This is a genomic window from Pandoraea capi (genome assembly GCF_902459735.1).
Taxonomy (GTDB): Bacteria; Pseudomonadota; Gammaproteobacteria; order Burkholderiales; family Burkholderiaceae; genus Pandoraea; species Pandoraea capi.
Genome location: NZ_CABPRV010000002.1, coordinates 253,473 through 278,408 on the forward strand (window position 1 = coordinate 253,473; position 24,936 = coordinate 278,408).

At 63.0% G+C, this 24,936-nt stretch carries 21 protein-coding genes; 8 read left to right on the forward strand and 13 right to left on the reverse strand.

Going from position 1 to position 24,936, the window contains the following annotated elements; all coding sequences use genetic code 11:
• Positions 1 to 101 precede the first annotated feature (101 nt).
• The 4 genes from PCA20602_RS04625 (at position 102) to PCA20602_RS04640 (ending at position 4,767) form a co-directional block, all read left to right on the forward strand.
• Positions 102 to 1,004, forward strand: coding sequence for a LysR substrate-binding domain-containing protein (locus PCA20602_RS04625; protein WP_150720190.1), 903 nt, complete (start codon positions 102 to 104; stop codon positions 1,002 to 1,004).
• A 208-nt stretch (positions 1,005 to 1,212) separates the two neighbouring features.
• Positions 1,213 to 2,535, forward strand: coding sequence for an MFS transporter (locus PCA20602_RS04630; RefSeq protein ID WP_069342868.1), 1,323 nt, complete (start codon positions 1,213 to 1,215; stop codon positions 2,533 to 2,535).
• An 82-nt stretch (positions 2,536 to 2,617) separates the two neighbouring features.
• Positions 2,618 to 3,832, forward strand: a complete 1,215-nt coding sequence (locus PCA20602_RS04635; protein WP_150720191.1) for a CaiB/BaiF CoA transferase family protein — start codon at positions 2,618 to 2,620, stop codon at positions 3,830 to 3,832.
• Positions 3,829 to 4,767 carry a hydroxymethylglutaryl-CoA lyase gene (locus PCA20602_RS04640; RefSeq protein WP_150720192.1) on the forward strand — a complete coding sequence of 313 codons (939 nt, stop codon included), beginning with the start codon at positions 3,829 to 3,831 and terminating at the stop codon, positions 4,765 to 4,767. Before PCA20602_RS04635 ends, PCA20602_RS04640 begins: the two co-directional genes overlap by 4 nt.
• A 38-nt stretch (positions 4,768 to 4,805) precedes the next feature.
• Here PCA20602_RS04640 and PCA20602_RS04645 read toward each other — a convergent pair whose 3' ends face one another.
• From PCA20602_RS04645 to PCA20602_RS04670, 6 genes are all read right to left on the reverse strand, one after another.
• On the reverse strand, positions 4,806 to 6,938 hold the full coding sequence (locus PCA20602_RS04645) for a hypothetical protein (RefSeq protein WP_150720193.1): 2,133 nt from the start codon (positions 6,936 to 6,938) through the stop codon (positions 4,806 to 4,808).
• A 450-nt stretch (positions 6,939 to 7,388) separates the two neighbouring features.
• On the reverse strand, positions 7,389 to 9,284 hold the full coding sequence (locus PCA20602_RS04650; protein WP_150720194.1) for an eCIS core domain-containing protein: 1,896 nt from the start codon (positions 9,282 to 9,284) through the stop codon (positions 7,389 to 7,391).
• A 93-nt stretch (positions 9,285 to 9,377) separates the two neighbouring features.
• Positions 9,378 to 10,040: an LbetaH domain-containing protein gene (locus PCA20602_RS04655; RefSeq protein WP_150720195.1), complete on the reverse strand. Its 663-nt coding sequence runs from the start codon at positions 10,038 to 10,040 to the stop codon at positions 9,378 to 9,380.
• Between the two features lie 12 nt (positions 10,041 to 10,052).
• Positions 10,053 to 10,865 (reverse strand): phosphonate ABC transporter, permease protein PhnE, encoded by an 813-nt coding sequence (gene phnE, locus PCA20602_RS04660; RefSeq protein WP_069342873.1) that lies wholly within the window; start codon positions 10,863 to 10,865, stop codon positions 10,053 to 10,055.
• Positions 10,862 to 11,722 (reverse strand): phosphonate ABC transporter ATP-binding protein, encoded by an 861-nt coding sequence (locus tag PCA20602_RS04665; RefSeq protein ID WP_242561191.1) that lies wholly within the window; start codon positions 11,720 to 11,722, stop codon positions 10,862 to 10,864. The genes phnE and PCA20602_RS04665 overlap by 4 nt, the downstream gene beginning before the upstream one ends.
• A complete protein-coding gene (locus PCA20602_RS04670) occupies positions 11,719 to 12,618 on the reverse strand; it encodes a phosphate/phosphite/phosphonate ABC transporter substrate-binding protein (RefSeq protein ID WP_150720196.1) in 900 nt (299 codons plus the stop codon). The genes PCA20602_RS04665 and PCA20602_RS04670 overlap by 4 nt, the downstream gene beginning before the upstream one ends.
• Before the next feature lie 267 nt (positions 12,619 to 12,885).
• Here PCA20602_RS04670 and phnF point away from each other — a divergent pair, with 267 nt between their 5' ends.
• Entirely contained in the window at positions 12,886 to 13,644 is a 759-nt protein-coding gene (phnF, locus tag PCA20602_RS04675; protein WP_150720197.1) for a phosphonate metabolism transcriptional regulator PhnF, read from the forward strand.
• On the opposite strand, the gene mdeB is transcribed toward phnF, so the two are convergent.
• Complete coding sequence (gene mdeB, locus PCA20602_RS04680) at positions 13,645 to 16,389, reverse strand: alpha-ketoglutarate dehydrogenase (protein ID WP_150720198.1); 2,745 nt, start codon at positions 16,387 to 16,389, stop codon at positions 13,645 to 13,647.
• Positions 16,390 to 16,544: 155 nt separating this feature from the next.
• Here mdeB and PCA20602_RS04685 point away from each other — a divergent pair, with 155 nt between their 5' ends.
• Positions 16,545 to 17,072, forward strand: coding sequence for an Lrp/AsnC family transcriptional regulator (locus PCA20602_RS04685; RefSeq protein ID WP_150720199.1), 528 nt, complete (start codon positions 16,545 to 16,547; stop codon positions 17,070 to 17,072).
• Positions 17,073 to 17,074: 2 nt separating this feature from the next.
• Here the strand turns inward: PCA20602_RS04685 and PCA20602_RS04690 are convergent, their stop codons facing one another.
• The 3 genes from PCA20602_RS04690 to PCA20602_RS04700 form a co-directional block, all read right to left on the reverse strand.
• Positions 17,075 to 17,434, reverse strand: a complete 360-nt coding sequence (locus tag PCA20602_RS04690) for a TSUP family transporter (RefSeq protein WP_343032001.1) — start codon at positions 17,432 to 17,434, stop codon at positions 17,075 to 17,077.
• 212 nt (positions 17,435 to 17,646) lie between these two features.
• Entirely contained in the window at positions 17,647 to 19,092 is a 1,446-nt protein-coding gene (locus PCA20602_RS04695; protein ID WP_150720200.1) for an NAD-dependent succinate-semialdehyde dehydrogenase, read from the reverse strand.
• Positions 19,093 to 19,160: 68 nt separating this feature from the next.
• A complete protein-coding gene (locus PCA20602_RS04700) occupies positions 19,161 to 20,309 on the reverse strand; it encodes an iron-containing alcohol dehydrogenase (RefSeq protein ID WP_150720201.1) in 1,149 nt (382 codons plus the stop codon).
• 119 nt (positions 20,310 to 20,428) lie between these two features.
• Between PCA20602_RS04700 and PCA20602_RS04705 the strand changes: the two genes are divergently transcribed.
• Positions 20,429 to 21,379, forward strand: coding sequence for a LysR family transcriptional regulator (locus PCA20602_RS04705; RefSeq protein ID WP_150720202.1), 951 nt, complete (start codon positions 20,429 to 20,431; stop codon positions 21,377 to 21,379).
• Between the two features lie 124 nt (positions 21,380 to 21,503).
• Positions 21,504 to 22,847: an MFS transporter gene (locus PCA20602_RS04710; protein WP_150720203.1), complete on the forward strand. Its 1,344-nt coding sequence runs from the start codon at positions 21,504 to 21,506 to the stop codon at positions 22,845 to 22,847.
• Positions 22,848 to 22,922: 75 nt separating this feature from the next.
• Here PCA20602_RS04710 and PCA20602_RS04715 read toward each other — a convergent pair whose 3' ends face one another.
• Genes PCA20602_RS04715 through PCA20602_RS04725 form a run of 3 tightly spaced genes read right to left on the reverse strand, consistent with a single transcriptional unit; the run spans position 22,923 to position 24,862 of the window.
• Positions 22,923 to 23,936 (reverse strand): type II toxin-antitoxin system HipA family toxin, encoded by a 1,014-nt coding sequence (locus tag PCA20602_RS04715; RefSeq protein WP_246182027.1) that lies wholly within the window; start codon positions 23,934 to 23,936, stop codon positions 22,923 to 22,925.
• A gap of 41 nt (positions 23,937 to 23,977) precedes the next feature.
• Entirely contained in the window at positions 23,978 to 24,418 is a 441-nt protein-coding gene (locus PCA20602_RS04720; RefSeq protein WP_246182028.1) for a helix-turn-helix domain-containing protein, read from the reverse strand.
• Between the two features lie 3 nt (positions 24,419 to 24,421).
• Positions 24,422 to 24,862 carry a DoxX family protein gene (locus tag PCA20602_RS04725; protein ID WP_150720205.1) on the reverse strand — a complete coding sequence of 147 codons (441 nt, stop codon included), beginning with the start codon at positions 24,860 to 24,862 and terminating at the stop codon, positions 24,422 to 24,424.
• Positions 24,863 to 24,936 lie beyond the last annotated feature (74 nt).

Below are 24,936 nucleotides of genomic sequence, written 5' to 3' on the forward strand. Positions count from 1 at the left end.
TACACTATGCCTCGCCTGCGCCTCGGGCGAAACGTGTCCGCCATGGCGAACCGTTCCGCGACTTCCGGCGCCACAACCACCCGCAACGTCGCTCATTCAGGATGAATCCGCATCGTATCGACTTCGCGTCGCTGTCCCTGTTCAGTCTGATCGCGCGCACCGGGAGCATCAGCAAAGGCGCCGCCCTGGCGCATCTCGCGGTCGGCGCCGCCAGCAAGCGGATGTCGGATCTGGAGCTCGCTGTCGGCACGCCGTTGCTCGAACGGCATTCCCGAGGCGTCACGCTGACGGTGGCCGGTCAGGCGCTTTACCGCCACGCGCAGCGCATTCTGACCGACGTCGACGTGCTCGCCGCCGAGATGTCGGATTTCACGGCAGGCATCGTCGGCGTCGTGCGTCTGTGGGCCAACACCTCGGCCGTGACACAGTTCCTGCCGCATCAGCTTGCCGCGTTCACCAAAGCCAATCCCGGCATCCGTATCGAACTCGAAGAGAAGAACAGCAACGAGATCGTACTGGCCGTACTCGATGGCCGCGCCGACGTCGGTATCTTCGCCGACCGCACGCCCGCGCTGGGTTTGCAGTGTCTCGACTACTGCAAGGACCATCTGAGCCTCGTCGTGCCCGAGGGGCATCCGTTGGCCGGGCGGCGCAGCGTCCACCTCGCCGAAGTCCTGGACTACGACTTCGTCAGTCTTTCGGAAGGGACATCGCTGGCCGATCGGCTTCAGACGGAAACCGAGGCGCTCGGGCGCCGCCTGAAGCTCCGCATCCGCGTGCGCAGCTTCGACGCCATGTGCCAGATGGTGGCGGCAGACATGGGGATCGCTGTGCTGCCCTCCGACGCCGTACGTGCACTGGCGCGCTCGCTGAATCTGCGTCAGATCGCACTTGCCGACGACTGGGCGCAGCGTCGTTTGCTGATCGGCCTGCGTGACGTGAACGCCGTACCGCGGCACGTCCGCACGCTCATCGAGCACCTTCGCACGACGCAGGACGCCTGAACGGCGTCCGAACCACGCGCCCCTCCTTCGGCCGCTGCTTTCGCGATTCGCGAAAGCTCGGTTCTCGTCTTTGCGCTTCTGCGACCACCGGCCTGCAACCAGAATACCCGTATGCGTCACACAGAGCGCCGCTACAGCGATGCCGCACGGGTTTGCCGGCCATCGGGGCCGGGCCACCCGCTGCCATCCTCAATATCAGGAGACAGTCATGGCTCATACCGAGTCGATCCCCGTTCCATCGTCACATCCGTCGGTCGACACCGAGATATCGCACATCGTGCGAAAGATCGCGTGGCGCATCATGCCACTGATCATGGTGTGCTACCTGTTCGCCTTCTTCGACCGCATCAACATCAGTTTCGCGAAGTTCTCGCTACAGGCCAGTCTCGGCCTGAGCGACACGGCTTACGGCCTCGGCGCCGGGCTGTTCGTGGTCGGCTACGTGCTCTTCGAGGTGCCGAGCAACCTCATGCTCTACAAGGTCGGCGCCAGACGCTGGATCGCCCGCATCATGGTGTCGTGGGGGATTGCGACGGCGTTGATGGCGTGCGTGCAGACGGAATGGCAGTTCTATTTCCTGCGCTTTCTGATCGGTGCGATGGAAGCGGGTTTTGCCCCGGGGGTGCTGTATTACCTGACGCTCTGGTTCCCCGCCGCCTACCGCGGCCGCATGACGTCCCTGCTCTTTCTGGCGTCCGCGTTTGCCGGTCTGCTGGGCGCACCGGCCTCCGGGCTGGTGCTCTCGCATCTGGACGGCGTACTTGGAATGCCCGGCTGGCACTGGCTCTTCCTCGTGGGCGGCGTGCCGTGCGTGCTGCTGGGCTTCGTCGTCTTCAAGTCGCTCAGCGACCGGATCGAGGACGCCCGCTGGCTCAAACCCGAGGAGCGGACCGTTCTGCTGGCCAACATCACGCGCCAGAACCGCGATATCGGCGGGCACTCGTTGCTCGATGCCATCAAGACGCCCGGCTTTCTCATGCTCGGCCTGATCTATTTCCTGATTCAGGTCTGCTCGTACGGGCTCAACTTCTGGGCGCCGCACATCATTCGCGCCTCGGGCATCAGCAATGCCACGACCATCGGCTTTCTGACCGCCGTACCTTACTTGTGCGGCGCGATTGCCATGGTCGTGGTCGGTCAGGTGTCGGACCGTTCCGGCGAGCGTCGCTGGTTCGTCGTCGGTCTCATGCTGCTAGCCTCGCTCGGCTTCTTCAGCGCCGGTATTTTCGACAAGCAGACGCACATTCTCGTCGCGGCGCTGGCGCTGATCGGCGCGGGTGTCGTTGCGGCCATTCCGGCGTTCTGGGCGCTGCCGCCCAAGCTCGTGACAGGCGCGGGTGCCGCCGCCGGGATCGCGCTGATCAACACGCTCGGGCAACTGGGCGGCATCGTGAGCCCGGTCGCTGTCGGGTGGATCAAGGATACGACCGGCAGCACGACCCCCGCGCTGTACCTGATCGGGTGCCTCGGGCTGATTTGCGCGGCGATTCTGAGTTTCGCGATGCCCGCAAAGCTCAAGGCGCGCGATTAGGCCGGCGGATTAGGTCGATCAGGCCGACCACATGCGGGGACGCCCCGCATGGATTTTCAAGAGATCAAGCAGGAACACAAGCATGAACACCAACGCAAAGGAAACGCCCGACATCGCGTTGCGCGGCATCCGCGTGATCGAAATGGGCCAGCTCATCGCCGGGCCGTTCGCGGGCAAGACCCTCGGTGAATTCGGGGCCGACGTCATCAAGATCGAGCCGCCGGGCGTGGGCGATCCGCTGCGTAACTGGCGCATGCTCAAGGACGGCACGTCCGTCTGGTGGCAGGTGCAGTCGCGCAACAAGCGTTCGGTCGCGCTCGATCTGCGCAGCCTCGAGGGGCAAGACATCGCACGTCAACTGATCGCGAGCGCCGACGTGCTGATCGAGAACTTTCGTCCCGGCACGCTGGAAAGCTGGGGCATGGGCTGGGACGTCCTGTCGGAACTCAACCCGGGGCTGGTGATGTTGCGCATCTCGGGCTATGGTCAGACGGGACCGTATCGCGATCTGCCGGGCTTCGGCGCGATCGGGGAAGCCATGGGCGGCCTGCGTCATCTGACGGGAGAACCGGGCCGCGTGCCGGTGCGCTGCGGCATCTCGATCGGCGACACGCTGGCAGCCCTGCACGGCACCATCGGCATTCTCACCGCGCTTTATCACCGCAAGGTGAATGGCGGCAAGGGACAGGTGATCGACGTCGCCCTGAACGAGGCGGTATTGAACGTCATGGAGAGCCTGATCCCGGAATACAGCGCTTTCGGCGCCGTGCGAGAGGCTGCGGGCAGCGCCCTGCCGGGCATTTCCCCGTCCAACGCCTACCGATGCAGCGATGGCTACGTGCTGATCGCCGGCAACGGCGACAGTATTTTCAAGCGCCTCATGTCGGTCATCGGTCGCGACGATCTTGCGGCCGACCCGACGCTGGCCAACAACACCGGACGCACCGCACGCGTTCTCGAACTGGACGACGCCATCGGCGCGTGGACCGCGTCGAAATCGCTGACCGAGGTGCTGGCCCTGCTGGGCGATGCCCGCGTGCCCGCAGGCAAGGTCTATACGGTGAAGGACATTGTCGAGGACCCGCACTTCCGCGCCCGGGACATGATTCTTTCGCAAACCACGCGTGATGGCTACGAGGTCGAGGTGCCCGGCGTCGTGCCCAAGTTGATGGGGACACCGGGGACGGTGCGCACCTCGGCGCCGCGTCTTGGCGAAGACACTGACGGCGTATTGCGGCAACTGGGCCTTTCGGCGCAGGACGTCCACGCCTTGCGCGACAAAGGAGTGATTGCATGACGAACGTATGGCATGGCGGCGGACGCCGCATCCGCATGAACGAAGTGGGAACGCGCGACGGCTTTCAGGCGGAGACGGTGTTCATCCCCACGCAAGAGAAGATCGCCATGGTGAATGCCTTGTCGCATTCCGGCGTCGCGAAGATCGAAGTGACCGCGTTCGTGTCGCCGAAGATGATCCCGTCGTTGCGCGACGCCGAGGCCGTGATGCAAGGCATCGAGCGCGTGCCGGGCATCGTCTACAGCGCGTTGGTGCCCAATCTGCGCGGGGCCGAGCGTGCCATCGCGTGCGGCGTCGACGAACTGAATCTGGTGATGTCCGCCAGCGAGAGTCACAACCGCGCCAATCTCCGTATGGGACGCGAGCAATCGTTCGATGCGCTTTGCGATGTGGCGAGCGCGGCGCGTCAGGCGGGGAAGTCGGTCAACGTGTCGCTTTCGTGCACCTTCGGCTGCCCCATCGAGGGCGATGTGCCGGCGCGTGAGGTATTCGATCTGTGCGAGCGTTTCGCTGCGCGAATGGGCGCGGATGGCATCACGCTTTGCGACACGACCGGCATGGCGTATCCGAGCCAGGTCGCGGCGCTGGTGCGTGGTTTCCGTGAGCGGTGGCCGGACATCGGCCTGACGCTGCACTTTCACAACACGCGAGGCATGGGGCTGGCGAACGTGCTGGCGGCCATCGACGCCGGTGCAGACAACTTCGACGCGTCGCTGGGCGGCATCGGCGGCTGCCCTTATGCGCCCGGCGCGACCGGCAACGTCTGCACCGAGGAAGTCGTGCACGCGCTTGCGCTGATGGGCTACGACACGGGTGTCGATCTGGCCCGTCTGATCGATGCGTCGAATCGCTTGCCGGCATTGATCGGACACGATACGCCGAGCCAGATTGTGAAGGCGGGATGCCGGCTGGATCTTCATCCGTTGGCGGCGTAATTCTGGATGTGCTGCGGTGCTTCCAGGTAGTCGGGGGCTTACGCTCCGTTGAAGTACCGCAGCAGCGCCCAAAGCTGACGTCCCCAAGCGACGTCGACGCCGTCGAAGATATGCTCTTGCAGTTGTGCGTCGGGATGATCTCCCTGCGCCGGGACCCCGGCCTGTACGAACTGGGTGTTCAGGTCTGCGCTGATGACAGCAGCTTCCGCTGGCGCCAGCCCGTTTTGCGTCAGCCTGAGCAATGCCGCTGCACGGTGATCTCTGAATTGCAGGAACTCGTGACTGAACGTTCCCTGCCCTCTCGCCCACAGAATGCCCGGCCCGTAGTGCTGAACCATTTGCGGGACGGTCATTGTCGCGAGCGGCGGAGGGGCAATGACCGGTCTGGCACCTCCCCCGCCCGCGGGCTCACTGCGCGACGCGCTCACGGTCGCACGGGTCCCGCTTGTGCCCACAGCCCCGGTAACTGGTGTCGTCACGGACGACGTCGTCGGCGATGTCGTCGACGACTCTGTCGACGGCGCCCTGGGTCGCTGCACGCGGTTTCGGTCCATGTCGCGTGCGGCCTCCATGATCGGACGCAGGGGTTCGGATCTTCCTCGAAGCGCCTCGTTCACCGCACTCACCAAAGTGCCGGTTCGATGTTCCACCAGTACGCGAAGCTGACCTGATACGGTGTCGCGCAGCGGCGGTTGTAGCTTCTCCGCCACGGCCCGATAACCCCGATCGCCCGCCCCCTGAACGCTTGGAAACTGTCCATCGTTTCGAATTTGCTGGACGGCTTCGGCCAGCGGCGCATACGGATGGGCTTCGCTATCTCCCACCGTCACGCTACCCTCGGCCGACGCGCCAGGCGGCGCGCGCAACGTCGGGTCGGCGGCCAGAATCGATTCAATGGGCGATTTGACCGTAGAGCCGGCCCGATTGCGGCCGACGGTGGTGGCATCGAGCGGGCTGCCCGACCCATTGGTGAGGGCCGCCAGTTGATCCAGTAACTGTTGTCGGTCGGTTGCCCCTCGCCCGTGGCGGAACAGTAGGTTCTGCTGATCGTGATTGAGGGTGCCGAACGCAGCGAGTTCGATGGAGATCGTCGCGTGCTGTGCCAAATTGGAAGTGGAGGAGATCGAGAAATTTCTCTGATCCGGTGCGCCTTCGGTCAACTGCGCGGCATGCTCGCGCAGCAATGCGGTTGGACGCCACTGCCCCACCGCAACCGGCGAGGCTGCGGTGAGCATCGAGGTTGGAAAACGGCTGATGGCCCGACGAATCTGCGCGGACAGACTGGTGCTTAGCCAGGAGAACCGCAATGGCGGCGTGCGGAACTCGACCTGAGCCGTGCATCCCCCGGCGTCGGGCGTTCGAATATCGTCGAGAAGCACTTCGAGTATCACCGCCCTGCGCGGCTCACCGCCCCGGATTGCCGGTGGTACCGTGCCGACGAACTCTGCCAGTGTTCGATTGAGCACCTGCCCGAGCGTCGGTCTGGCCGATTCAGGGAAGTGGTACGTCCGTCCTAACTCGATTTCGAAACCGACACGCGTGAGCGATTCAGGGCGTATCTGGGTGCGCAAGTCGGGGCGGGCCCGTTCCGAGGCCGTAACGGCGGTGCTCCCGGCCGACAGGCGTTCGCCTTCGGATACCGGTTGTACGGCACTTGGCGGCTGCACGTCACGCGGTCGTTCGACGCGATCGTGGATATCTGATCCGGTGCCGCCCGTATCACTCTGCCCGCTCTGTCCGACATCCGGCACGGCGCCCTGTGACGTCTGCGGCGTCTGCGACGTCGATATCGGGCGATCGGCGTCACGAATCCCATCGCCGGGCAGTTCGGTTCTGGCTTCGGACCGCGATTCCAGTGTCGGCTCCGACGAAAGTGACGTGCCGACGCCAGGGGGCGGTTCGGTCCGCGAACCGGACGGCGCTTCAGATCGTGTCTCAGAACCGGCGGCGGAGCGCCCTTCGGACGATTCACCAGAGCGCGGACCGGAGCTCGAACCGGAATGCGCATCGGCCTCCGGCTCAAGCGTTGGCAATATGGCGTCCACGACAGCGCGCGCGTTGGCATACCGTCGTGAGGGGCCGTCTCGTAGCCATGCCCGAAAAGTGGCGACGATGCGCGCTGCACGCTGCGGACCGTACGCGCGTGCGATCGCCTCAACTTCGGCAATCATTGGCGTTCGCGCAGGCAGCGCCCGTGTGGAAGTCCCAATGAACACTACGCGCTGGACGACATCTCCGGCGTTGGAGGACGAAGGGGCCTGGGCCGTTGCGCGCTGCGCTGGCGATGTCACGACACGCTGGAGGCGTTGAAATTGCGTGGCCCGATCGCCGTTGTGTGCCAGATTCCGGAGTTGCGTATGCGACGCTGCGGCGGGCCGGTGGTCCTCAATGCGCGCCGGGGCGCGAGAAGGCACCGAAGACGTGCCCTGCCCCGCGCGCTGTGGTGTCTTTTTCGAAGCATGATCGTGCATCGCGATTCACCTTGCCGTGACCCGTGCTGAAGCCGGGGTTGCCGGGGCTGTTAGTTGGCCTGACTGACGAATGTGGCGTAAATGCGTCTCAAGATGCGCGCCAAACGGGGCGTAACAGGGGTGGGGAGCGGTGGGGAGCGGTGCCAATGACTAGTCTTTGTACTTGGCGATGAAAACGTCGAGCAGATGCTGCATTTTCACCCGCCATACGGCTTCACCCAGTTCCGGTGTCGATTTTTCTGACACCTCGGGCGAGTTCGCCGCGCCGCCTTCGATCTCTTTGAAATCAGCATCAGCACTTGCCGAACCAAGATCGAAAAGTGTCACGACCTCCACGCCATGTCTCAGTCGAGGCCCCGACACGCGGCTCGGCGCCAGTCCGTTATCGATCGCCTGAATGTTCTTGTACTCCTCCAGCGACATCAGAATATTCTGCATCGTCTTGATGCCCGCGGTCGTGCGTTCCCGCGTCAGGATGTACGAGGGGTGATCTTTGATTCCATGCCATTCGGTCACGATCCTGAGCCAGGCGAACCGACACGCCGTCAGGTAGTTTCTATCCAGTCCCGCTGCGACTTTGATTTTGAGTCCTCTGGCCAGCGCCACCGCGCTCTCCAGCGTCGGACTGAAGCTGGACTTGGCACTATCGATGTCGGATGACGGCACATCCAGGCCGGCTTTGATGTGACCGAACTCATGCATCACGATCTCGTTGATGTCGAGCGCAACATCCGACGCCTGGTGCTTTTCGGCCGCTGCGACCGGGATCCCGGCGGCGGTCAGAACGGCGTCATACAGCCGGTACGACGTGTTGGCGTCGTCCTCTGCGCACACGGAAAGAAATAACGTATCCGTCATCTGGCCGCCCCGTTCACTCAACATTTTCACGAGATATCCGTACAGATGACCGGCAATGACCTTCGCGTAAGTCAAGTTGGAAGCAAACCAGTCCGGCAGTGTTTTGGTATCCGAGATCATGATGGCCATCTGGATGGCCTCATAGTCCTTGACGTCTTCCGCCTCCGCAACCTGGAACGCCGGATCCGATGCCCCCTGGCTCAGTAAATGAATGATGGCAGCCTCGATCTCCGCCTGCTTCGATTTGGCGAGTACCACCGGTAAGACTTGCTGTCGATTGCCTTTGGGCGCGGCGGCTTTTGCCCAACGGGGGACCGTTGGCGCATGGCCCAAGTCCCCCTTGAGTTCGACCTCCCCAAACGCGCCCTCGTCGAGGGTGGCTTCATACTTCGTCGTGGCGCTCGCGTCGATCTTCTTATCGGCCTCATGCTGCATTTTGCCGATAACGCCGCCCTGTGCATCGATTCTTCCGTCCGTGAAGACAGCATCCCATACCGCGTTCCCGGCGCCGTTGAGTTGCGCTTCGTCGGCATCGAAGCCACTCGTCTTGCCGTTGACCGACTTGAATCCCTTCGCCTGAAGCGTATCGCCAATGTTTGCGCTCGGTGTCGACGTGACGATCGGACTCCCCTCGTCGATCCGTTCGCCGCCCATCGCCGCCGCCCGTTCGCCCATCGCATCGGCCTCGGCCTCCAGTGCCGGATCGTCATTGATGGCAGCACCCGCATTCATGCGGGCGGTCGGCTGCACCCGCCCCTGCCGCTGCTGCACCACATGCCACGCCTCATGCGCGAGATGCTGTTCCTGTCCGGGGCCGAGATGGATATCGTTGCCTTGCGCATACGCGTGCGCCTGCAATTGGGCTGGCTGCGGAGAGTTGTAATGCACTCGCACGTCGTCGAGCGAGTGGCCCGACAGCGTCTCGATGCCGGACAGCAGGTTAGCGGGTAATCCGGATTGCGCCGTGTGGGAGGAAGACGTCCGATGCGCTGCCGCATCTGGCACGTCAGCGTGCGGAGCGGTATGGCGATCCGCCATTTTCTGAATCGCGAGATGGGTTGCAGCGACAGGACGATTGTCGACGAATGCGATCCCACGCCCTTTCGCTGCGTGCGCGGAAGTGGCACGCAGCGAAAGCGGTTCATTGGAGTCCGGCCTTACCCCGTGCGTCTGATATTTCAAGATCATCACCCGTGTCGGTCAGAGAGCGAAATGCTGCACTGCGGGAATGCACTTGCGTTGTTATCGACGGGATTCTATCAGTCAAACCGGACCGCACTTTCAGGACTGTTCGTACTTCTCCACAAACGCTTCTGCGCTCAGTGCGCGAAAATCGGTCAGCGCGGCATCCAGTTGCGCCGGATTCCAGTCCCACCACGCAATGGCCTGCATGCGCTCGGCAGTGCGCTCCCCCATGCGGAATCGCAGAACGCGGCCCGGCACACCGACCACGATCGCATAAGGCGGCACATCCTTCGTGACGACCGCACCTGAGCCAATGGCCGCGCCCGTGCCGATGTTCACACCCGGCATGACGATCGCGTTGTGCCCGATCCATACATCGGGGCCTATGGTGATGGCATCCTGCGCGCGCCAGTCGAAAATCTCCGCATCGTCGTCGAGCGACATGCCGTAGGACCGGGAGCGATACGTGAAGTGATGCAACGTGGCGCGCCACATCGGGTGATTCGACGGGTTGATGCGAACCCCCGTCGCAATGTTGACGAACTTGCCGATCTGCGCGTGCGCAATCTGGTTCGTCCCCATCGCGTAACCATAGTCACCGATGGACGACGCCCGTACCGATGAATTCGGCCCCAGATACGTGAAGCGCCCGAAGTCGCTATCGCGTACGAGCGACGTCGGATCGATCTCGGGCGTCTCGCTCAGCACGCGAGCGCGCGTCCACGGATCGACCCCTTCCCCACAATTGATACGCTGCATACTGCCCTACCCTCAGTGCACCAGACTGCGCAGGTACGCCGAAGCGCGTTCCGCACAAGCCACCAGAACAAACGTGACGATCAGCAGGTACGACACCGTCTGATAATCGAAGAGATTCATGGCCGTGAGCAACTGGAAGCCGATGCCGCCAGCGCCGACGAACCCGAGCACCAGCGATGAACGCAGGTTCTCGTCGAAGCGAAACAGACCGATACCGAGCAGCGACGGCAGCACCCCCGGAATGACGGCGTGCGTGAGCACGGCCAGACGTCCCGCGCCGGTAAGCGTCAGCGCTTCGACCGGACCCATGTCCATGTCTTCGATCACTTCGGCGAACAGGCGTCCGAGCATCCCGATGGAGTGCACGGCCAGCGCCAGCGCGCCGGGAAACGGTCCCAGACCGACGGCGGTGACGAACAGCAGCGCCCACACGAGATCCGGCACGGCGCGCGTCACACCGATGACGGCACGGGCGCCGTAGTACAGCGGCAGTGCCGGCGTCACGTTCTTCGCCGCCAGAATCGCCAGCGGGAACGCCAGCACGATGCCGAAGATCGTGCCGAAAATCGCCAGATCGATGGTTTCGAGCACCGGACGCAGGTTCGGAATGAACTGCGCAAAGTCCGGCGGCATGGCGCGCGAGATGATATCGGCCATGCCGTGCGCGCCGGTAATCAGATCCTGCGGGCGGGCCTGCACCACGATCCAGGCCTGCACGAACACCGCCACGGCAATCAGCAAGCCGACGACGGTCAGCACCTGCCGCATTCCCGACGGCATATCCCCGGGGCCACGACCGCCCCGCATTTCAAGCACAGTGCTCATGACGCCTCGGTGACATAAAGATTGGCGATCTGGCGCGCGGAGACTTCGCTCGCGGGCTGATCGAATTCCATCACGCCGCGACGCAGACCGACCATGCGATCGGCATAGCGCATGGCGAGATCCGGCTGATGCAGCACGACGATGACGGCCAGCCCGTCTTCGGTCGCCAGACGCCGCAGCAGGCGCATGACTTCGTCAGCGGCTTCCGGATCGAGACTTGCGACCGGTTCGTCGGCCAGCAGCACGTGCGGTTCCTGCGCAAGCGCGCGCGCCACGGCAACGCGTTGCGCCTGACCGCCCGAGAGCGTGCCTGCACGTTGGTGCTGAAGATGCAGCAGGCCCACTTCGTCGAGATAGGCACGTGCCGGTTCCACGGCTTCGCGCGGCACACGCCCGAAGGCCGTCGCCAGCGTGCGATGACGCCCGAGTGCGCCACAGCACACGTTGGCGATCACGCTGCGTCGTTTGACCAGATTGGCATTCTGCGAAATGAGGGCAAGCGGCAGACGGGCTTCGCGCAACGGCTCGCCCGAGAGCTTGACGAGATCGCGCCCGGCCAGATTGACGCTGCCGGTGGTCGGGCGATTGATGCCGACCACGCACTTCATGAAGGTCGACTTGCCGGAGCCGTTGCTGCCGAGCACCACGACCATCTCGCCGGCTTCGACCGACAGATTGAAATTGCGCAACGCGGTATGACCGTTCGCGTAGCACATCGTCAGATCCTGGACGGCGAGCTTCACGCCAGGGGCAAGCTTCGTACGACGGAAGGCCCCTGCCGTGGTGGCCCCGGCGGCCGCGAATGCGTCAGCCGGGGTCAATGCCAAACCGTCCGTCACGTTGGACAAGGTGTTCACAGTTTGGACAGATCGATATGAAGGGTGGAGACGAGGTCGCGAATCTGGTTGTAGGCAGCGTCGGTCTGCGGCACGGTCTTGAGTGCCGGCGTGGCGTTGGCGGCCATGAACTTCTGATCGGCTTGCGGCAGTTCCTTCAGGTCGAGATTCGAGAGAATCTTCGCCAGACGCGTCTTGAATTCGGCCGGCAGATCGCCGCGCACCGCCATCGGGTCGACCGGAATCGGGTCCGACTTCCACAGCGTCACGTAAGCCTTGTCGTCATACTCGCCATGCAGACGCGCGCTCGAAATTTCTTCGCTGTTCAGCTCGCCGGCTTCCACCTTGTGGTTACGCAGCGCTTCAAAAGAGGCCGTGTGGCTGCCCGCGTAGATCGCCTTGACGCCCTTGTCCGGATCGATGCCGTTCTTGCGCAGGCCGTAGGCCGGGAACAGGTGGCCGGAGGTCGATGCCGGATCGGCGTACGCGAACGACTTGCCAGCGGTGTCGGCGAGCGTTTTGACGCTCGATCCCGGCCACGTCACGATCGACGCGTAGTAGTTCTGCGGCGAGCCGTTTTCGTTGGCGAACGTGGCAACGGCTTCGGCGTGGGCGACCTGATGGGCAAGCACGTAGCCGAGCGGGCCGAACTGCGCGAATTCGAGCTTGTTGTTGCGCATCGCTTCGATCTCGGCGTTGTAGCTCGTGGCGATGTACAGCTCGACCTTGCAGCCGAGCTTGTCGCCGATCAGCTTGGCGATATCCGTATAGACCGGCAGCATGCGCGCCGACGATTCGTACGGCTCGACGCCGAAGCGCACGACACCGTTGTTCGGGCACTCGCCTGCGGCGTGGGCTGCGCCGCTGGCGACGGCAGCGAAGAAGGCGACAGCGGCGAAGCGTTTGATGGCTTTCATGAATTCCCTCTGGGTTGTACTACGGGCCTGCGAAAACATTGCTGCGGATTCTAGAAATCGGATATGACAGAACCGTGATGCATTTATCTGAACGTCTAGACGAATCGGTTACGGAAAATTACACAGGGGAAACATGACAATTTTGTGTGTCGACACGGCAAAGTCACACATCCATCACGGCTTGCGCACTACAATGCGCCCGGAACAATGAACATTTGAAGTACGGGGGATGACGTCGCTATGACAGCGAGCGGGAGCGCAGTGTCGATGAGTAATGCGGGCAACGGTGGCAGCCCGGAGCGCGTGGAGCGCGGTGCGGGTGTGGCCGTCTGGCGCCAGATCGAGCAGATTCTGGCCAAAGAAATTGCGGCGAACGGGTTCGGTGACGACGGCCGTCTGCCCAGCGAGGGCGAACTGGCCAAGCGTTTCGATGTAAACCGCCATACGGTGCGCCGCGCCGTGATGGGACTGGCCGCGAACGGGCTCGTGAGCATCGAACAAGGTCGAGGCACCTTCGTGCAGCGCGGCGCGATCGATTACCTGATCGGGCGACGCACTCGCTTCACCGAAAACCTGCGCCAGCAGCATCATGCGGCCGAAGGGGAGATGCTATCGGCCGCGCGGCTTCAGGCCGATGCGACCGTCGCGAAAGAACTGGCGTTGCGCGCCCGCGCGCCGGTATGGCGGATCGAGTCGCTGCATGCCGCCGATGGCATACCGCTCACTTACGCCTGCAACTGGTATCCGGCAGCCCGCTTCCCCGACCTGCCGAGCCTGCTCGAAGAGGACAGCAGCATCACGCATGCCCTTGCGTTGATGGGCGTGCCGGATTATTTGCGCAAGTGGAGTCGTATCGGCAGTGTGCTGCCCGATGCCGAGATCGCCTGGCGACTTGGCGTCAATCGTCAGCAGCCGGTGTTGTGGGTCGAGAACGTCGACGTCGACCTGGACGGCGTGCCGATCAAGTACGGCATTACGCATTTCGCTGCGGACCGCGTGCAGTTGATGGTCGATACGTCGACGTAATCAGCACTGCCAGGACGCCGCCCGGCGAATGCCCTGCTTCCCGTAGCGCTCGCGCGCCTGCGCAACGATATCGGCACCGATGGCACCGTCATCCTCAAGTGCCTTGAGGGCGGCGAGCACGATGGAGACGCGGTCCACTTCGAAGAACGCCCGCAGCGCCTGGCGCGTGTCGCTGCGCCCGAAGCCGTCGGTGCCGAGGGTGACGTAGCGACGCGGCACGAACGCGCGAATCGACTCCGGCAGCGCGCGCACGTAATCGGTGGCCGCCACGACGGGGCCGTCGCTTTGTTCCAGCATGCGTTGCACGTAGGGCTTGCGTGTGGCATCGCCATGCCGTTCGAGCCGCTCGGCGGCAATGCCGTCACGATGCAACTCCGTGAAACTCGTCACGCTCCAGACCCCGGCCCGGATCGACCAGTCCTCCTGCAACATCTTTTGCGCTGCGATCACTTCGGGAAGAATGGCGCCTGAGCCGAGCAGTTGCACCTGAGCGCGGTGTCCACCGCCCGCCTTTGAGGCCTCGTCTGCATCCATCCGATAGATGCCTTTGACGATGCCTTCCCGGATCCCCTCCAGATCGCCGCCGGGGATGCCGGGTTGTGTGTAGTTCTCGTTCATCGCGGTGATGTAATAGAAAACATCACGCTGCTGCTGCATCATCTCGCGCATGCCTTCGTCGACGATGACGGCCATCTCGTGAGCGAACGCGGGGTCGTACGCACGGCAATTCGGAATGGTGGACGCGTTGAGATGGCTCGTGCCGTCCTGATGCTGAAGCCCTTCCCCGCCCAGCGTCGTCTTTCCTGACGTCGCACCGATCAGGAAGCCGCGTGCACGCTGATCGGCGGCAGCCCAGATCAGATCGCCGATGCGCTGGAAACCGAACATCGAGTAATAGATGTAGAACGGCAGCATCGGAAGGTTGTGCACGCTGTACGAGGTGGCAGCGGCAATCCACGACGATACCGCGCCCGCCTCCGAGATCCCCTCCTCCAGAATCTGTCCGTCGATGTCCTCGCGGTAGTACAGCATCGAGCCCATGTCTTCCGGCTCGTACAACTGGCCCGCCGGCGAGTAGATGCCGACCTGACGGAACATGTTGGCCATGCCGAAGGTCCGGGCTTCGTCCGCGACGATGGGCACGACGCGCGGGCCGAAGGCGTTGTCCTTGAGCAGCGCCGTCATCATCCGCACCAGCGCCATCGTCGTCGACATTTCTCGCCGGGTATCGTCGAGCGCGAAACCCGCCCACTTGCGGATGTCCGGCACTGGCAGCGAGGTGTCGGCCATTCGACGCCGACGTGGCAGGAATCCGCCCAACGCAGCGCGCTTCTCAAGCAGATATCGCATCTCGGGGCTATCGACAGCGGGTTTATAGAACCGCAGCGCTTCGACATCGTCATCCGACAGCGGCACGCGGAAGCGGTCGCGAAACGCCTTGAGATCGTCTGCGTCGAGCTTCTTCTGCTGGTGGGTCGTCATGCGTCCCTGCCCGGCAGTGCCCATACCGAAGCCCTTCATCGTCTTGGCGAGAATCACCGTCGGTTGCCCGCGATGCGCAGCGGCCTGTGCGTAGGCCGCGTAAAGCTTGCGAACGTCGTGTCCGCCTCGGCGCAGGCGGTCGATATCGGCGTCCGAGAGTTGCGCCGCGAGTGCGGCAAGCTCAGGATTCTGGCCGAAGAATCGCTCGCGATTGTAGGCGCCGTCGTTCGCGGAGAACGTCTGGAACTGTCCGTCGACCGTGTTGGCGAAGGCGCGCAGCAAGGCGCCGTGCGTGTCGCGTGCAAACAGCGGATCCCAGTCGGACCCCCACACCACTTTGATGACGTTCCATCCTGCGCCGACGAAGTGCGCTTCGAGTTCGTCGATGATGCGACCGTTGCTTCGGACCGGACCGTCCAGCCGTTGCAGGTTGCAGTTGATGACGAACACCAGATTGTCGAGATGCTCCCGGGCGGCGAGCGAGAGCGCGCCCATCGATTCCGGCTCGTCCATCTCGCCATCACCGAAGAACCCCCAGACCTTGCGGCCCTCGGTGTTGGCGAGCTTGCGTGCCGCCAGATAGCGCATGAAGCGCGCCTGATAGATGGCGTTGATCGGACCGATGCCCATCGAGCCCGTCGGGAATTGCCAGAATTCCGGCATCAGCCATGGGTGCGGATACGAGCACAGGCCCGGGCCATCGATTTCGCGACGGTAATGTTCGAGATGCGTCTCGCTCAGGAACCCTTCCAGATAGGCGCGCGCATAAACCCCCGGGGACGAGTGCGGCTGGAAATACACGAGGTCGCCTGACCCGGGTGCGCCGTCCGGCTGACTCGCCCGGAAAAAGTGATTGAAACCGACTTCGAACAGATCTGCGGCCGAGGCGTAGCTGGCGATGTGTCCGCCGAGTTCGCCGTACGCTCGGTTGGCGCGCACGACCATCGCCAGCGCATTCCAGCGCAAGGCACCGGCGAGTTTTTCTTCGAGTTCGAGATTGCCCGGATAGTGGGGCTCGTCGGCAGCGGGGATCGAGTTGCGGTAAGGCGTGATCTGCGGTCGGTTCGACGTCACGCCCATCGACAACGCGTGTTCCGACAAACGGTCGAGCAGATACTGTGCGCGCGGCTTGCCGAGGTGACGCACGACGCCGTCGAGCGCGTCCAGCCACTCCATGGTTTCCTGCGCATCGGTGTCGTTCGGATCGACCCGCTGCCATCCGACAAGACCCGAAATTCGGCTTTCGCCCGACATGTCCGTCATGGCATTTCTCCTCGATCTACAGCATTTATCGGTATCGCTGACTGAAGATCATGGTACGCGGGCGGACGAAGAATAGGCCTCTGAATTGCGGCGATTCGCGCGCTGATATAGGCTAGTTATTCCGATTTCTCGCCAATTTCAGGAATATTTCTACTGTGACGACTTTGCCCAAGCATCTGGACCGGACTGACATCGCGATCCTCGCCGAATTGCAGAAGGATTCGAGGATCACCAACGCGGAATTGGCCCGCGCGGTGCATCTGTCCCCAACGCCTTGTTTCAACCGCGTACGTGCGCTGGAGAAACTGGGGCTGTTCAAGGAGCGCGTCACGTTGCTCAACCCCGAGCCGCTGGGGTTGCATATCAACGTATTCATTCAGGTCCGGCTGGAAAAACAGGGCGAAGAAGCGTTGATGAACTTCGAGCACGCGATCGCCGAGCGTCCGGAGGTGATGGAGTGCTATCTGATGACGGGCGACGCCGATTACCTGCTGCGCGTGGTCATGCCCGACATGAAGACGCTGGAGCGCTTCATCGTCGAGCATCTCACCAAGATTCCGGGCATCTCCAACATTCGTTCGAGCTTTGCGCTCAAGCAGGTGCGCTACAAGACGGCCCTGCCGTTACCGACGGCCGGCCTGACGTTGGCCGAGCCCGATAACGACACCCAGGAGTGGGCGTAGTCTCACAACAGCTTCGGCACCGACGAGGCGAGCAACGCGATGCCCGACGCCGTGAGCAGGGACAGGACGATCTGACGGAAGCGCGCTTCGCTCAGGCCGATATAGAGCTTGGCCCCGAGGAACGTCGGGATCAGCATCGCGGGCGCGACGATGGCGAACAACGGGATCGCGGCCCGGGTGACGACGCCCGTCGCGAGATAGGCCCCCATCGTCACGACCAGCATCGCGAGATTGAAATTCTGGATGACGGCGCGTTGAGTGTCCTTCTCGAAGCCCCTGAGCGTGCACCACAGCGTTGGCAGTATGCCGGCAAATCCGGCGACGACAGCCCCGACGGCCGTCAACAAATAGATCTCGAACATCGTGTCTTCCCGAGTCAGCCAACACGGATACGTCGCCAGGAGATTTCGGCATCCTGACACTCAGGAAGATTGTGGTGAGTTTCACTGGCAGGACAATCCGATCTGCGGATGTCTGCATACGCATTTGCTTATGCGGTGGCGCAGCAAAATAAAAAACGCGGCGTCCGATGTGCGGACGCCGCGTCGTCAAGCCATGCCAGAAAAGTGAGACGTTAGTTCGCCATGACCGAAACAGCCTTCGTCACCAGGTAGGCTTCCATGGCTTCCGGTCCACCTTCCGAACCGTAGCCCGAATCCTTCACGCCGCCGAACGGCATTTCGGGCGACGGGGCCGCCGGTTGGTTGATCCACAACATGCCGACTTCCATCTGCTGCGAGAGCAGATGCACGTTGCGGAACGACTGCGTGAAGGCATAGCCGGCCAGCCCGTACGGCAGACGGTTGGCTTCGGCAATCGCGTCTTCCAGCTTGTCGAAGCCGCGAATCGCAGCGACCGGGCCGAACGGCTCGTTGTTGAACACGTCCGCGTCGAGCGACACGTCGGTCAGCACCGTCGGCGCGAAGAAGTTGCCGGAGGAGCCGACACGCTCGCCACCTGTCGCGACCGTCGCGCCGGTCTTGCGGGCGTTCTCGATCACGTGGCTCATGGCCGTCAGGCGACGTGCGTTGGCGAGCGGGCCGAGCGTGGTGCCTTCGGCCAAACCGTCGCCCAGCTTCAGGCTTTCGGCGTGTTTGACGAGCGCCTTCGCGAATTCGTCCTTCACGCTGTTGTGCACCAGAAAACGCGTCGGCGAGATGCAGACCTGACCGGCGTTGCGGAACTTGGCGCCACCGGCAGCCTTGACGGCCAGCGCGAGGTCGGCGTCTTCGGCGACGATCACCGGTGCGTGGCCGCCCAGTTCCATCGTGGCGCGCTTCATGTGCAGGCCGGCCAACGAGGCCAGCTGCTTGCCGACCGGCGTCGAGCCGGTGAAGGTGACCTTGCGAATGATCGGATGCGGAATCAGGTAGCTGGAGATTTCCGCCGGATCGCCGAAGACAAGGCCGACCACACCGGCCGGCACGCCCGCGTCGACGAACGCTTGCAGCAGCGCCGCCGGCGATGCCGGGGTTTCTTCCGGCGCCTTGACCAGGAACGAACAGCCGCAGGCCAGCGCGGCACTCAGCTTGCGCACGACCTGATTGACCGGGAAGTTCCACGGCGTGAACGCGGCGACCGGGCCGATCGGTTCCTTGAGCACGGTCTGCTGGGCGCTCAGATTACGCGACGGCACGACGCGGCCGTACACACGCATCCCTTCGTCGGCAAACCATTCGATGATGCCGGCGCCGGAGAGCACTTCGATGCGTGCTTCGGCGAACGGCTTGCCTTGTTCCTGCGTCATCAGACGGGCAATCGAATCGGCACGCTCGCGCACCAGTGCGGCAGCCTTGCGCATCGTGACGGCACGCTCGGCGGCCGGCACCTTGCGCCAGACGGCGAATCCGCGTTGTGCGGCATCGAGGGCACGATCCAGATCGGCGATGCCCGCATGCGCGACTTTACCGATGACATTGCCCGTTGCCGGGTTGACGACGTCGAGCGTCTTGCCGCTGGCGGCATCGCACCACTCGCCGTTAATCAGAAGCCGGGTGTCTGCATATCCTGACGTAACCATATGAATTTCCTGAGAACAATTGGGCAATGGGGTGAGGCGCACCGGACATCCGCGCGCCTCGCCGCGTTTTACATCGACGCTTCCAGCATCTCGCGGTAATCCTCGGGGGAGGCCTCTCGCGGGTTGGTCTTGTGGCTGTGATCTTTCAGCGCACCCTCGATGATGCGCGGGAATAGCTCGCGAGTCACCCCCAGTTCCGCAAGCCCCGAGGGAAGACCGAGCTTCGCCGTCATGTCGGCAACCGCCGGACCGACGTCGTCGCCCGATGTTAGGCCCATTGCCTGCGCCAGACGGTTGAGTTTCGCGTCTTGCTGCATTGACGGCGCTGCATGGTTGAACGCGATCACGGCAGGCAACAGGATAGCGTTGAGCGTGCCGTGATGCAGACGAGGATTGATGCCCCCCAGCGAATGGCTCAGGCTGTGCACGCATCCCAGCCCTTTCTGGAATGCCAGCGCCCCTTGCATCGACGCACTCATCATGTTCAGGCGCGCCTCGCGATCGGACGGCTCGCGCGTCGCCCGCTCGATGTGACGCCACGCGCGCCACAGGCCGTCGAGCGCAATACCGTCGGCGGGCGGATTGAACGCGGGGGCCATGAACGTCTCCATGCAGTGTGCGATGGCGTCCATGCCGGTGGCGGCGGTCAGCCCGGCGGGCAAGCCCAGCGTCAACGCCGGATCGCAGATCGCCACGCGCGGCACGACGTACGGGGAGATCACGCCGACTTTGCGACCGTCGTCGAGGATCAGGATGGCGCCACGGCCGACTTCACTGCCGGTGCCCGCAGTCGTCGGAATGGCAATGACGGGTGCGGTTGCCGAGGTAATACGCGCGACGCCGCCCTCGATGACCGCGAATTTCTGAAGCGGCCCCTCATGCGTGGCGCACACCGCCACCCCCTTGGCCAGATCGATCGACGAGCCGCCGCCAAGGGCAATGACGCCGTCGCACGTGTTGGCGTGGTACATGGCGACGGCCTCGCGTACGACCGATTCGTTCGGGTTCGGCGGCGTCTGGTCGAAGACGGGTATCGGCTGATCCGCGCCCAATGTGCCCAATGCGTCCAGAACGGTATCGAGCAGCCCGGCCGCGCGAATACCGGCGTCCGTCACGATCAGCGGGCGGCGCATGCCGATGCGCTCGCACTCGCTGCCGAGCAGACGAATCGTGTCGTAGCCGAACTGGATCTGGGTGATGTAGTTGATGAGGGACATAGTGGATGACGAAAAGTTATAGGAGCGCTATGCTCACGCAGCGATATCGCAGTGTATGGCCCATCACGTCGCGGCGATATTGACAGCATTTGATAGCGATATAACTTTTCATCAAGACAATGACGCCCCCTTCCCTTAACTCGATCATCTCCCGGCTGCACGTCAAGCAGCTTCGTCTGCTTATCGCCATCGAGGAGCACGGGTCGTTGCTGGGGGCGGCGAAGCAACTTGCCATGACGCAGCCGGGGGCCAGCAAGGCGCTGCATGAGATCGAGACGACGTTCGGCACGGCGTTGTTCGAGCGCTCGAACCGCGGGCTCGAGCCCAATGCCGTCGGGCATTGCGTGATTCGCTATGCGCGTCTGATCCAGTCAGATCTCGCGCATCTGCGTGAAGAGATGGTCGGCATCATGCGCGGCCACGGTGGACGCGTTTCGGTCGGCGTCATCATGGGGGCCGTGCCGTTGCTGACCGATGCCATTACGTCCGTGAGCGAGGTGCAGCCGGAAATGTCCATCGAAATCGTGGAGGACACGAGCGCCACGTTGCTCAGCCAGATCGACGCCGGCCGGCTCGACCTCGCCGTGTGCCGTACGAGCGTCAGTCAGACGCCGTACCTCTACGACAGCGTGTTCGTGCAGGACGAAACGCTGGCGGTGATCGCCAGTTCGGCCCACCCGCTGGCCAATGCGGCGAGCGTCTCCCTGGAGACACTTGCCGACTACCGCTGGGTGGTCTACCGGGCGAACATGCCGATGCGTCGACTGCTGGAGCGGGAATTCCACGACGCCGGCTTGCGATTCCCGGCACATTTACTGGAAACGACATCGGCCTTCGCCACCGTTTCGCTGTTGCAGAAGAACCCTGCGTTGGTCGCACTGGTATCGATCGACGTGGCCCGTTTCTATACCGAGCACGGCGTGGCCTGTACGCTCCCGCTGCAACTCTCATCGCTCAGCGAGCCGTACGAACTGGTGACGCGCCGTGGCGCCCCCACATCCCATGGCGCCCGTATGCTGATGGACGCCATCGTCGCCAACGGCGCCACCCGGTATGCGTCTCTCACATGATGCTGGAACGTGCAGGCATCGCCAGCCTTGAGAGAAAGTTATAGCGCTAACGCCAACCTTCAGTGTACTGACGCGCCCCGCCTTTGTAGACTTCGTCCGGTCATTAAAAAACAAGGTGGAGACAATGAGCGGAATCGCGCCCAACAGCGCAGGCACCCCCAGCCTGACGTCTGCGATGAAAGAAACGATGGTGCCCGACGCCGAGCGCCGTCGTGCGCTGCTCGGCAGTGCCGTCGGCAGCACGATCGAGTGGTACGACTACTTCCTCTACGGAACGATGGCGTCCATCATCTTCGCAAAGCAGTTCTTCCCCAGCACGGACCCATTGGTCAGCAATCTGCTGGCGCTCGCGACGTTCGCGCTGGCTTTCGTCATTCGTCCGCTCGGCGGCGTGATCTTTGCGCACATCGGGGATCGCGTCGGCCGCAAGAAGACGCTGGCCATCACGTTGACGATGATGGGGATGTCGACGGTGCTCATGGGACTGCTGCCCAATTACGACCAGATTGGCGTCTGGGCGCCGATCCTGCTCTCGCTGCTGCGGCTGATGCAGGGACTCGCGCTCGGCGGCGAATGGGGTGGCGGCGTATTGCTGGCGGTGGAGTATTCGCCGCGTCATCGTCGCGGCTTCTATGGCGCGGTGCCGCAGACGGGCGCAGTGCTCGGTCTGGCGTTGGGCAACATCATCACATCGCTGCTGAGCAACTCGATCAGCGACGCCGATTTTCAGAGCTGGGGCTGGCGCATTCCGTTCGTTGGCTCGATCGTGCTGGTGCTGATCGGCATGTGGATTCGTAACGCCGTGGGCGAGACACCGTCGTTCAAGCGGATTCTGGCCACGCGCACCGAGACGCGGATTCCGCTGAAGGAAACGTTGCAGGACCACTGGCGGGCAGTGCTGATCGCGATCGGCGCGAAGGTGGTGGAAACGTCGACGTTCTTCCTTTACGCGACGTTCACGATTTCGTACATGATCGGCCACGGCTTCCAGCGGTCGGACATTCTGAACATCGTGCTGGTCTGCGCGCTGATTGCGTTCCCGTTCATGCTCTACTTCGGCCATCTGTCGGACAGGATTGGCCGCAAGAAGGTGTTTCTCTGGGGGACGGTGGCGTTCATCGTGTGGATCGGGCCGTACTTCTGGCTGCTCAATCAGAAGTCGATTCTGTTGGCGTCAGTGGCTGTGGGCGTAGGGTTGAGCGTGATCTGGACGACATACGGTTCGATGATCGGCACGCTGCTCGCCGAGGCGTTCCCGCCGTCGATTCGTTACACGGGCATGTCGCTGGGTTATCAGATCGGCGCGGCGCTCGTGGGCGGCCCGATGCCGCTGATCGCGACGGCGCTTGTGGCCTACTTCGGTGGCAGCTACGTGCCGGTGGTGTTCTTCATGATCGCCTGCGCCCTCGTCTCCCTCGTGGCGGTCGCGCGGGTCAAGGATCGCAGCGGTTTGCCGCTGGACGACTGATCCCGTCGTCAACGTTGTCATGCAAAAGAGCCGCCGGCACGATGTCCGGCGGCTTTTTTGTTTGGTTTGTCGGAGTCAAGCAGGGCGGCCGATGCGTCTTCGACGCCCTGTCAACATTGCAGGGTCGATCGTCATTGTGCCTGACACGATCCCCTCGGCGAGCTGGAACGCCGACCGTTGTCGCTCAAGATCTTCTTCACCGAGACCACACTCCTCGGCGTACAGTTCACGCCACGATGCGTTGACAGTTGCTGCCATGCTGCGCAGTGTCTCCCATGCTTCGGCGTGGTCGTACGCAAAGCGTGGCGCATCGAGAATCAGGTTGTCCGGTGATGCAACCCGTGTGTTCCGATTCACGGCCATGGCCTGCACGAGACGCGTCTGCGGCATGGCGACGATGTCATAGGCGGGCGACAGCGCCCACGATCCTTGCCTGTTGAGCAGCCCGTGGTTGCGTGGATGATCGTCGTAGTTGCCGACCAGAGCGTTGTACGCCATCCGGCGCCATAGCTCGCGTTGCTGGTCGGCCGCGCCTTGATGCCGATCCCCGCACCATCGACTCAATTCGTGAGCGAGTTTGGGATAGGAGCGATCCTGGTCTCCCGTCGCCGCGTCACTTCCCAGCCGGAGCACTGTTGCAGCACTGGCAAACAGGAAACGCTCGACACCGGTTTCAACGACGTTACGGTCAAATCGCTTCACCAGTACAACCTCGTGTGCACCGATCCGCGCAAAGCTCACGTCGGCGACATCGATATCGCATCGTTTCGCCAGCTTCATGGCGACATACTCACGCGCGGGTAAAAGGCGAGCGCCATTACGTGGCTGCAACTTTGCGATCCACCATTCGGTGCTTCCATCGATGGTTCGGGTGATCGTCAGCTTCGGCTTTTCCCCACCGAGACTGGTACCGTCTTCATCGCCCGTCAGTTGACGAACCAGCCCGGTGATGGATTCGCCGACGTCTGTGTTTTCCAATCGTTGGAGAAGCTCGTCCTCGCTCGGCGGCTCAAAATCGACCTTTCGTTCGATTTGCTCGGGCAGACAGACTTCGATGGCCCCGACACCGTCGCCAACGGCAAGGTCCATCCGCTCGATTTCATCGAGTGTTCTGTTGCCATGGACGTACTTCAGCCATGTGGCACTCTCCTGCCACGCTTCAGGCGCGTCATGGCGGCTTGCTGGATGACGGGATCGTCTTCCGGGCGAATAGCGTCGCGCAGGGGCCCCAATAGGTCCAGCACCCATAAGGCGTTCAGCACCTGACCGAAGCTGACCGAAGGCCGTCCCTTCTCGATGTTGACCACGGTGTTCACGCTGGTCCCCATCTTGGCGGCGAGATCGGCTTGCGTCCATTCACGTGCACGTCGCGCGAGGGCCACCGTCTCGCCCAGCGCTGTGACGACCTCCTCCGCCTCAAAAGGCAGCAAGTCGGCACGCAGAGATTTTTTCACAATAAACTCAAATAAATGGCGATTTATTTTGAGTTTATACAAATTTTTGCCGATTTCAAGGCGATTCGATCGTCCCCCTCCTACGCCGATGTTGAGACTGAACGAGGCACTGGCCACCCGCTAAACCGGACGATCTCGCCTCTTGCGCAGATCCAGCCAGGCGACGAGAAGGAAGCCGCCGACCAGGCCGAGGTGTTCGAAGAAGCCGTTTGCCATCATGAAACGAGCGTCGGGCGGCGCGTGCCAGAACGCGTTAGCCAGGAATGAGGCCATCAGCGTGAAGACCGCCAGCGCGATCGCGCCCAGCCAGCGCCCTCGTCCCGTCAGAATCATGAGCGACGCCACCAATTCGAGCGCAATCGTCGCCGCTGCCAATGGTGCAGCGGGCGCCAGACCGAAGTGCCGCATTTCGGCCACCGCGCCGGGAAAATCGAAGAGTTTGACCAGTCCGCCCTGAAGGTACGCTGCGCATAGCAAGAGCATGGCGAGCCGCGCGATCCAGCCCGCCAGCCGGTAATCGTTGCCTTCAGTGGACGGTAATGACGGATTCGGGAGCCGCATGATTCATCCCGGTTGGAGAAGAAACAACGTTGCAAGAACGTGGCTCGCCCCGCCGTCAGCAGGATCGCCGAAGA

Excerpts from the sequence above, each read along its gene's own strand:
- PCA20602_RS04625 (WP_150720190.1), top strand. The coding sequence starts at position 102 with ATGAATCCGCATCGTATCGACTTCGCGTCGCTGTCCCTGTTCAGTCTG.
- PCA20602_RS04630 (WP_069342868.1), top strand. The coding sequence starts at position 1,213 with ATGGCTCATACCGAGTCGATCCCCGTTCCATCGTCACATCCGTCGGTC.
- PCA20602_RS04635 (WP_150720191.1), top strand. The coding sequence starts at position 2,618 with ATGAACACCAACGCAAAGGAAACGCCCGACATCGCGTTGCGCGGCATC.
- PCA20602_RS04640 (WP_150720192.1), top strand. The coding sequence starts at position 3,829 with ATGACGAACGTATGGCATGGCGGCGGACGCCGCATCCGCATGAACGAA.
- PCA20602_RS04645 (WP_150720193.1), bottom strand. The coding sequence starts at position 6,938 with ATGATTGCCGAAGTTGAGGCGATCGCACGCGCGTACGGTCCGCAGCGT.
- PCA20602_RS04650 (WP_150720194.1), bottom strand. The coding sequence starts at position 9,284 with ATGATCTTGAAATATCAGACGCACGGGGTAAGGCCGGACTCCAATGAA.
- PCA20602_RS04655 (WP_150720195.1), bottom strand. The coding sequence starts at position 10,040 with ATGCAGCGTATCAATTGTGGGGAAGGGGTCGATCCGTGGACGCGCGCT.
- phnE (WP_069342873.1), bottom strand. The coding sequence starts at position 10,865 with ATGAGCACTGTGCTTGAAATGCGGGGCGGTCGTGGCCCCGGGGATATG.
- PCA20602_RS04670 (WP_150720196.1), bottom strand. The coding sequence starts at position 12,618 with ATGAAAGCCATCAAACGCTTCGCCGCTGTCGCCTTCTTCGCTGCCGTC.
- phnF (WP_150720197.1), top strand. The coding sequence starts at position 12,886 with ATGAGTAATGCGGGCAACGGTGGCAGCCCGGAGCGCGTGGAGCGCGGT.
- mdeB (WP_150720198.1), bottom strand. The coding sequence starts at position 16,389 with ATGACGGACATGTCGGGCGAAAGCCGAATTTCGGGTCTTGTCGGATGG.
- PCA20602_RS04690 (WP_343032001.1), bottom strand. The coding sequence starts at position 17,434 with ATGTTCGAGATCTATTTGTTGACGGCCGTCGGGGCTGTCGTCGCCGGA.
- PCA20602_RS04695 (WP_150720200.1), bottom strand. The coding sequence starts at position 19,092 with ATGGTTACGTCAGGATATGCAGACACCCGGCTTCTGATTAACGGCGAG.
- PCA20602_RS04700 (WP_150720201.1), bottom strand. The coding sequence starts at position 20,309 with ATGTCCCTCATCAACTACATCACCCAGATCCAGTTCGGCTACGACACG.
- PCA20602_RS04705 (WP_150720202.1), top strand. The coding sequence starts at position 20,429 with ATGACGCCCCCTTCCCTTAACTCGATCATCTCCCGGCTGCACGTCAAG.
- PCA20602_RS04710 (WP_150720203.1), top strand. The coding sequence starts at position 21,504 with ATGAGCGGAATCGCGCCCAACAGCGCAGGCACCCCCAGCCTGACGTCT.
- PCA20602_RS04715 (WP_246182027.1), bottom strand. The coding sequence starts at position 23,936 with ATGGACCTTGCCGTTGGCGACGGTGTCGGGGCCATCGAAGTCTGTCTG.
- PCA20602_RS04725 (WP_150720205.1), bottom strand. The coding sequence starts at position 24,862 with ATGCGGCTCCCGAATCCGTCATTACCGTCCACTGAAGGCAACGATTAC.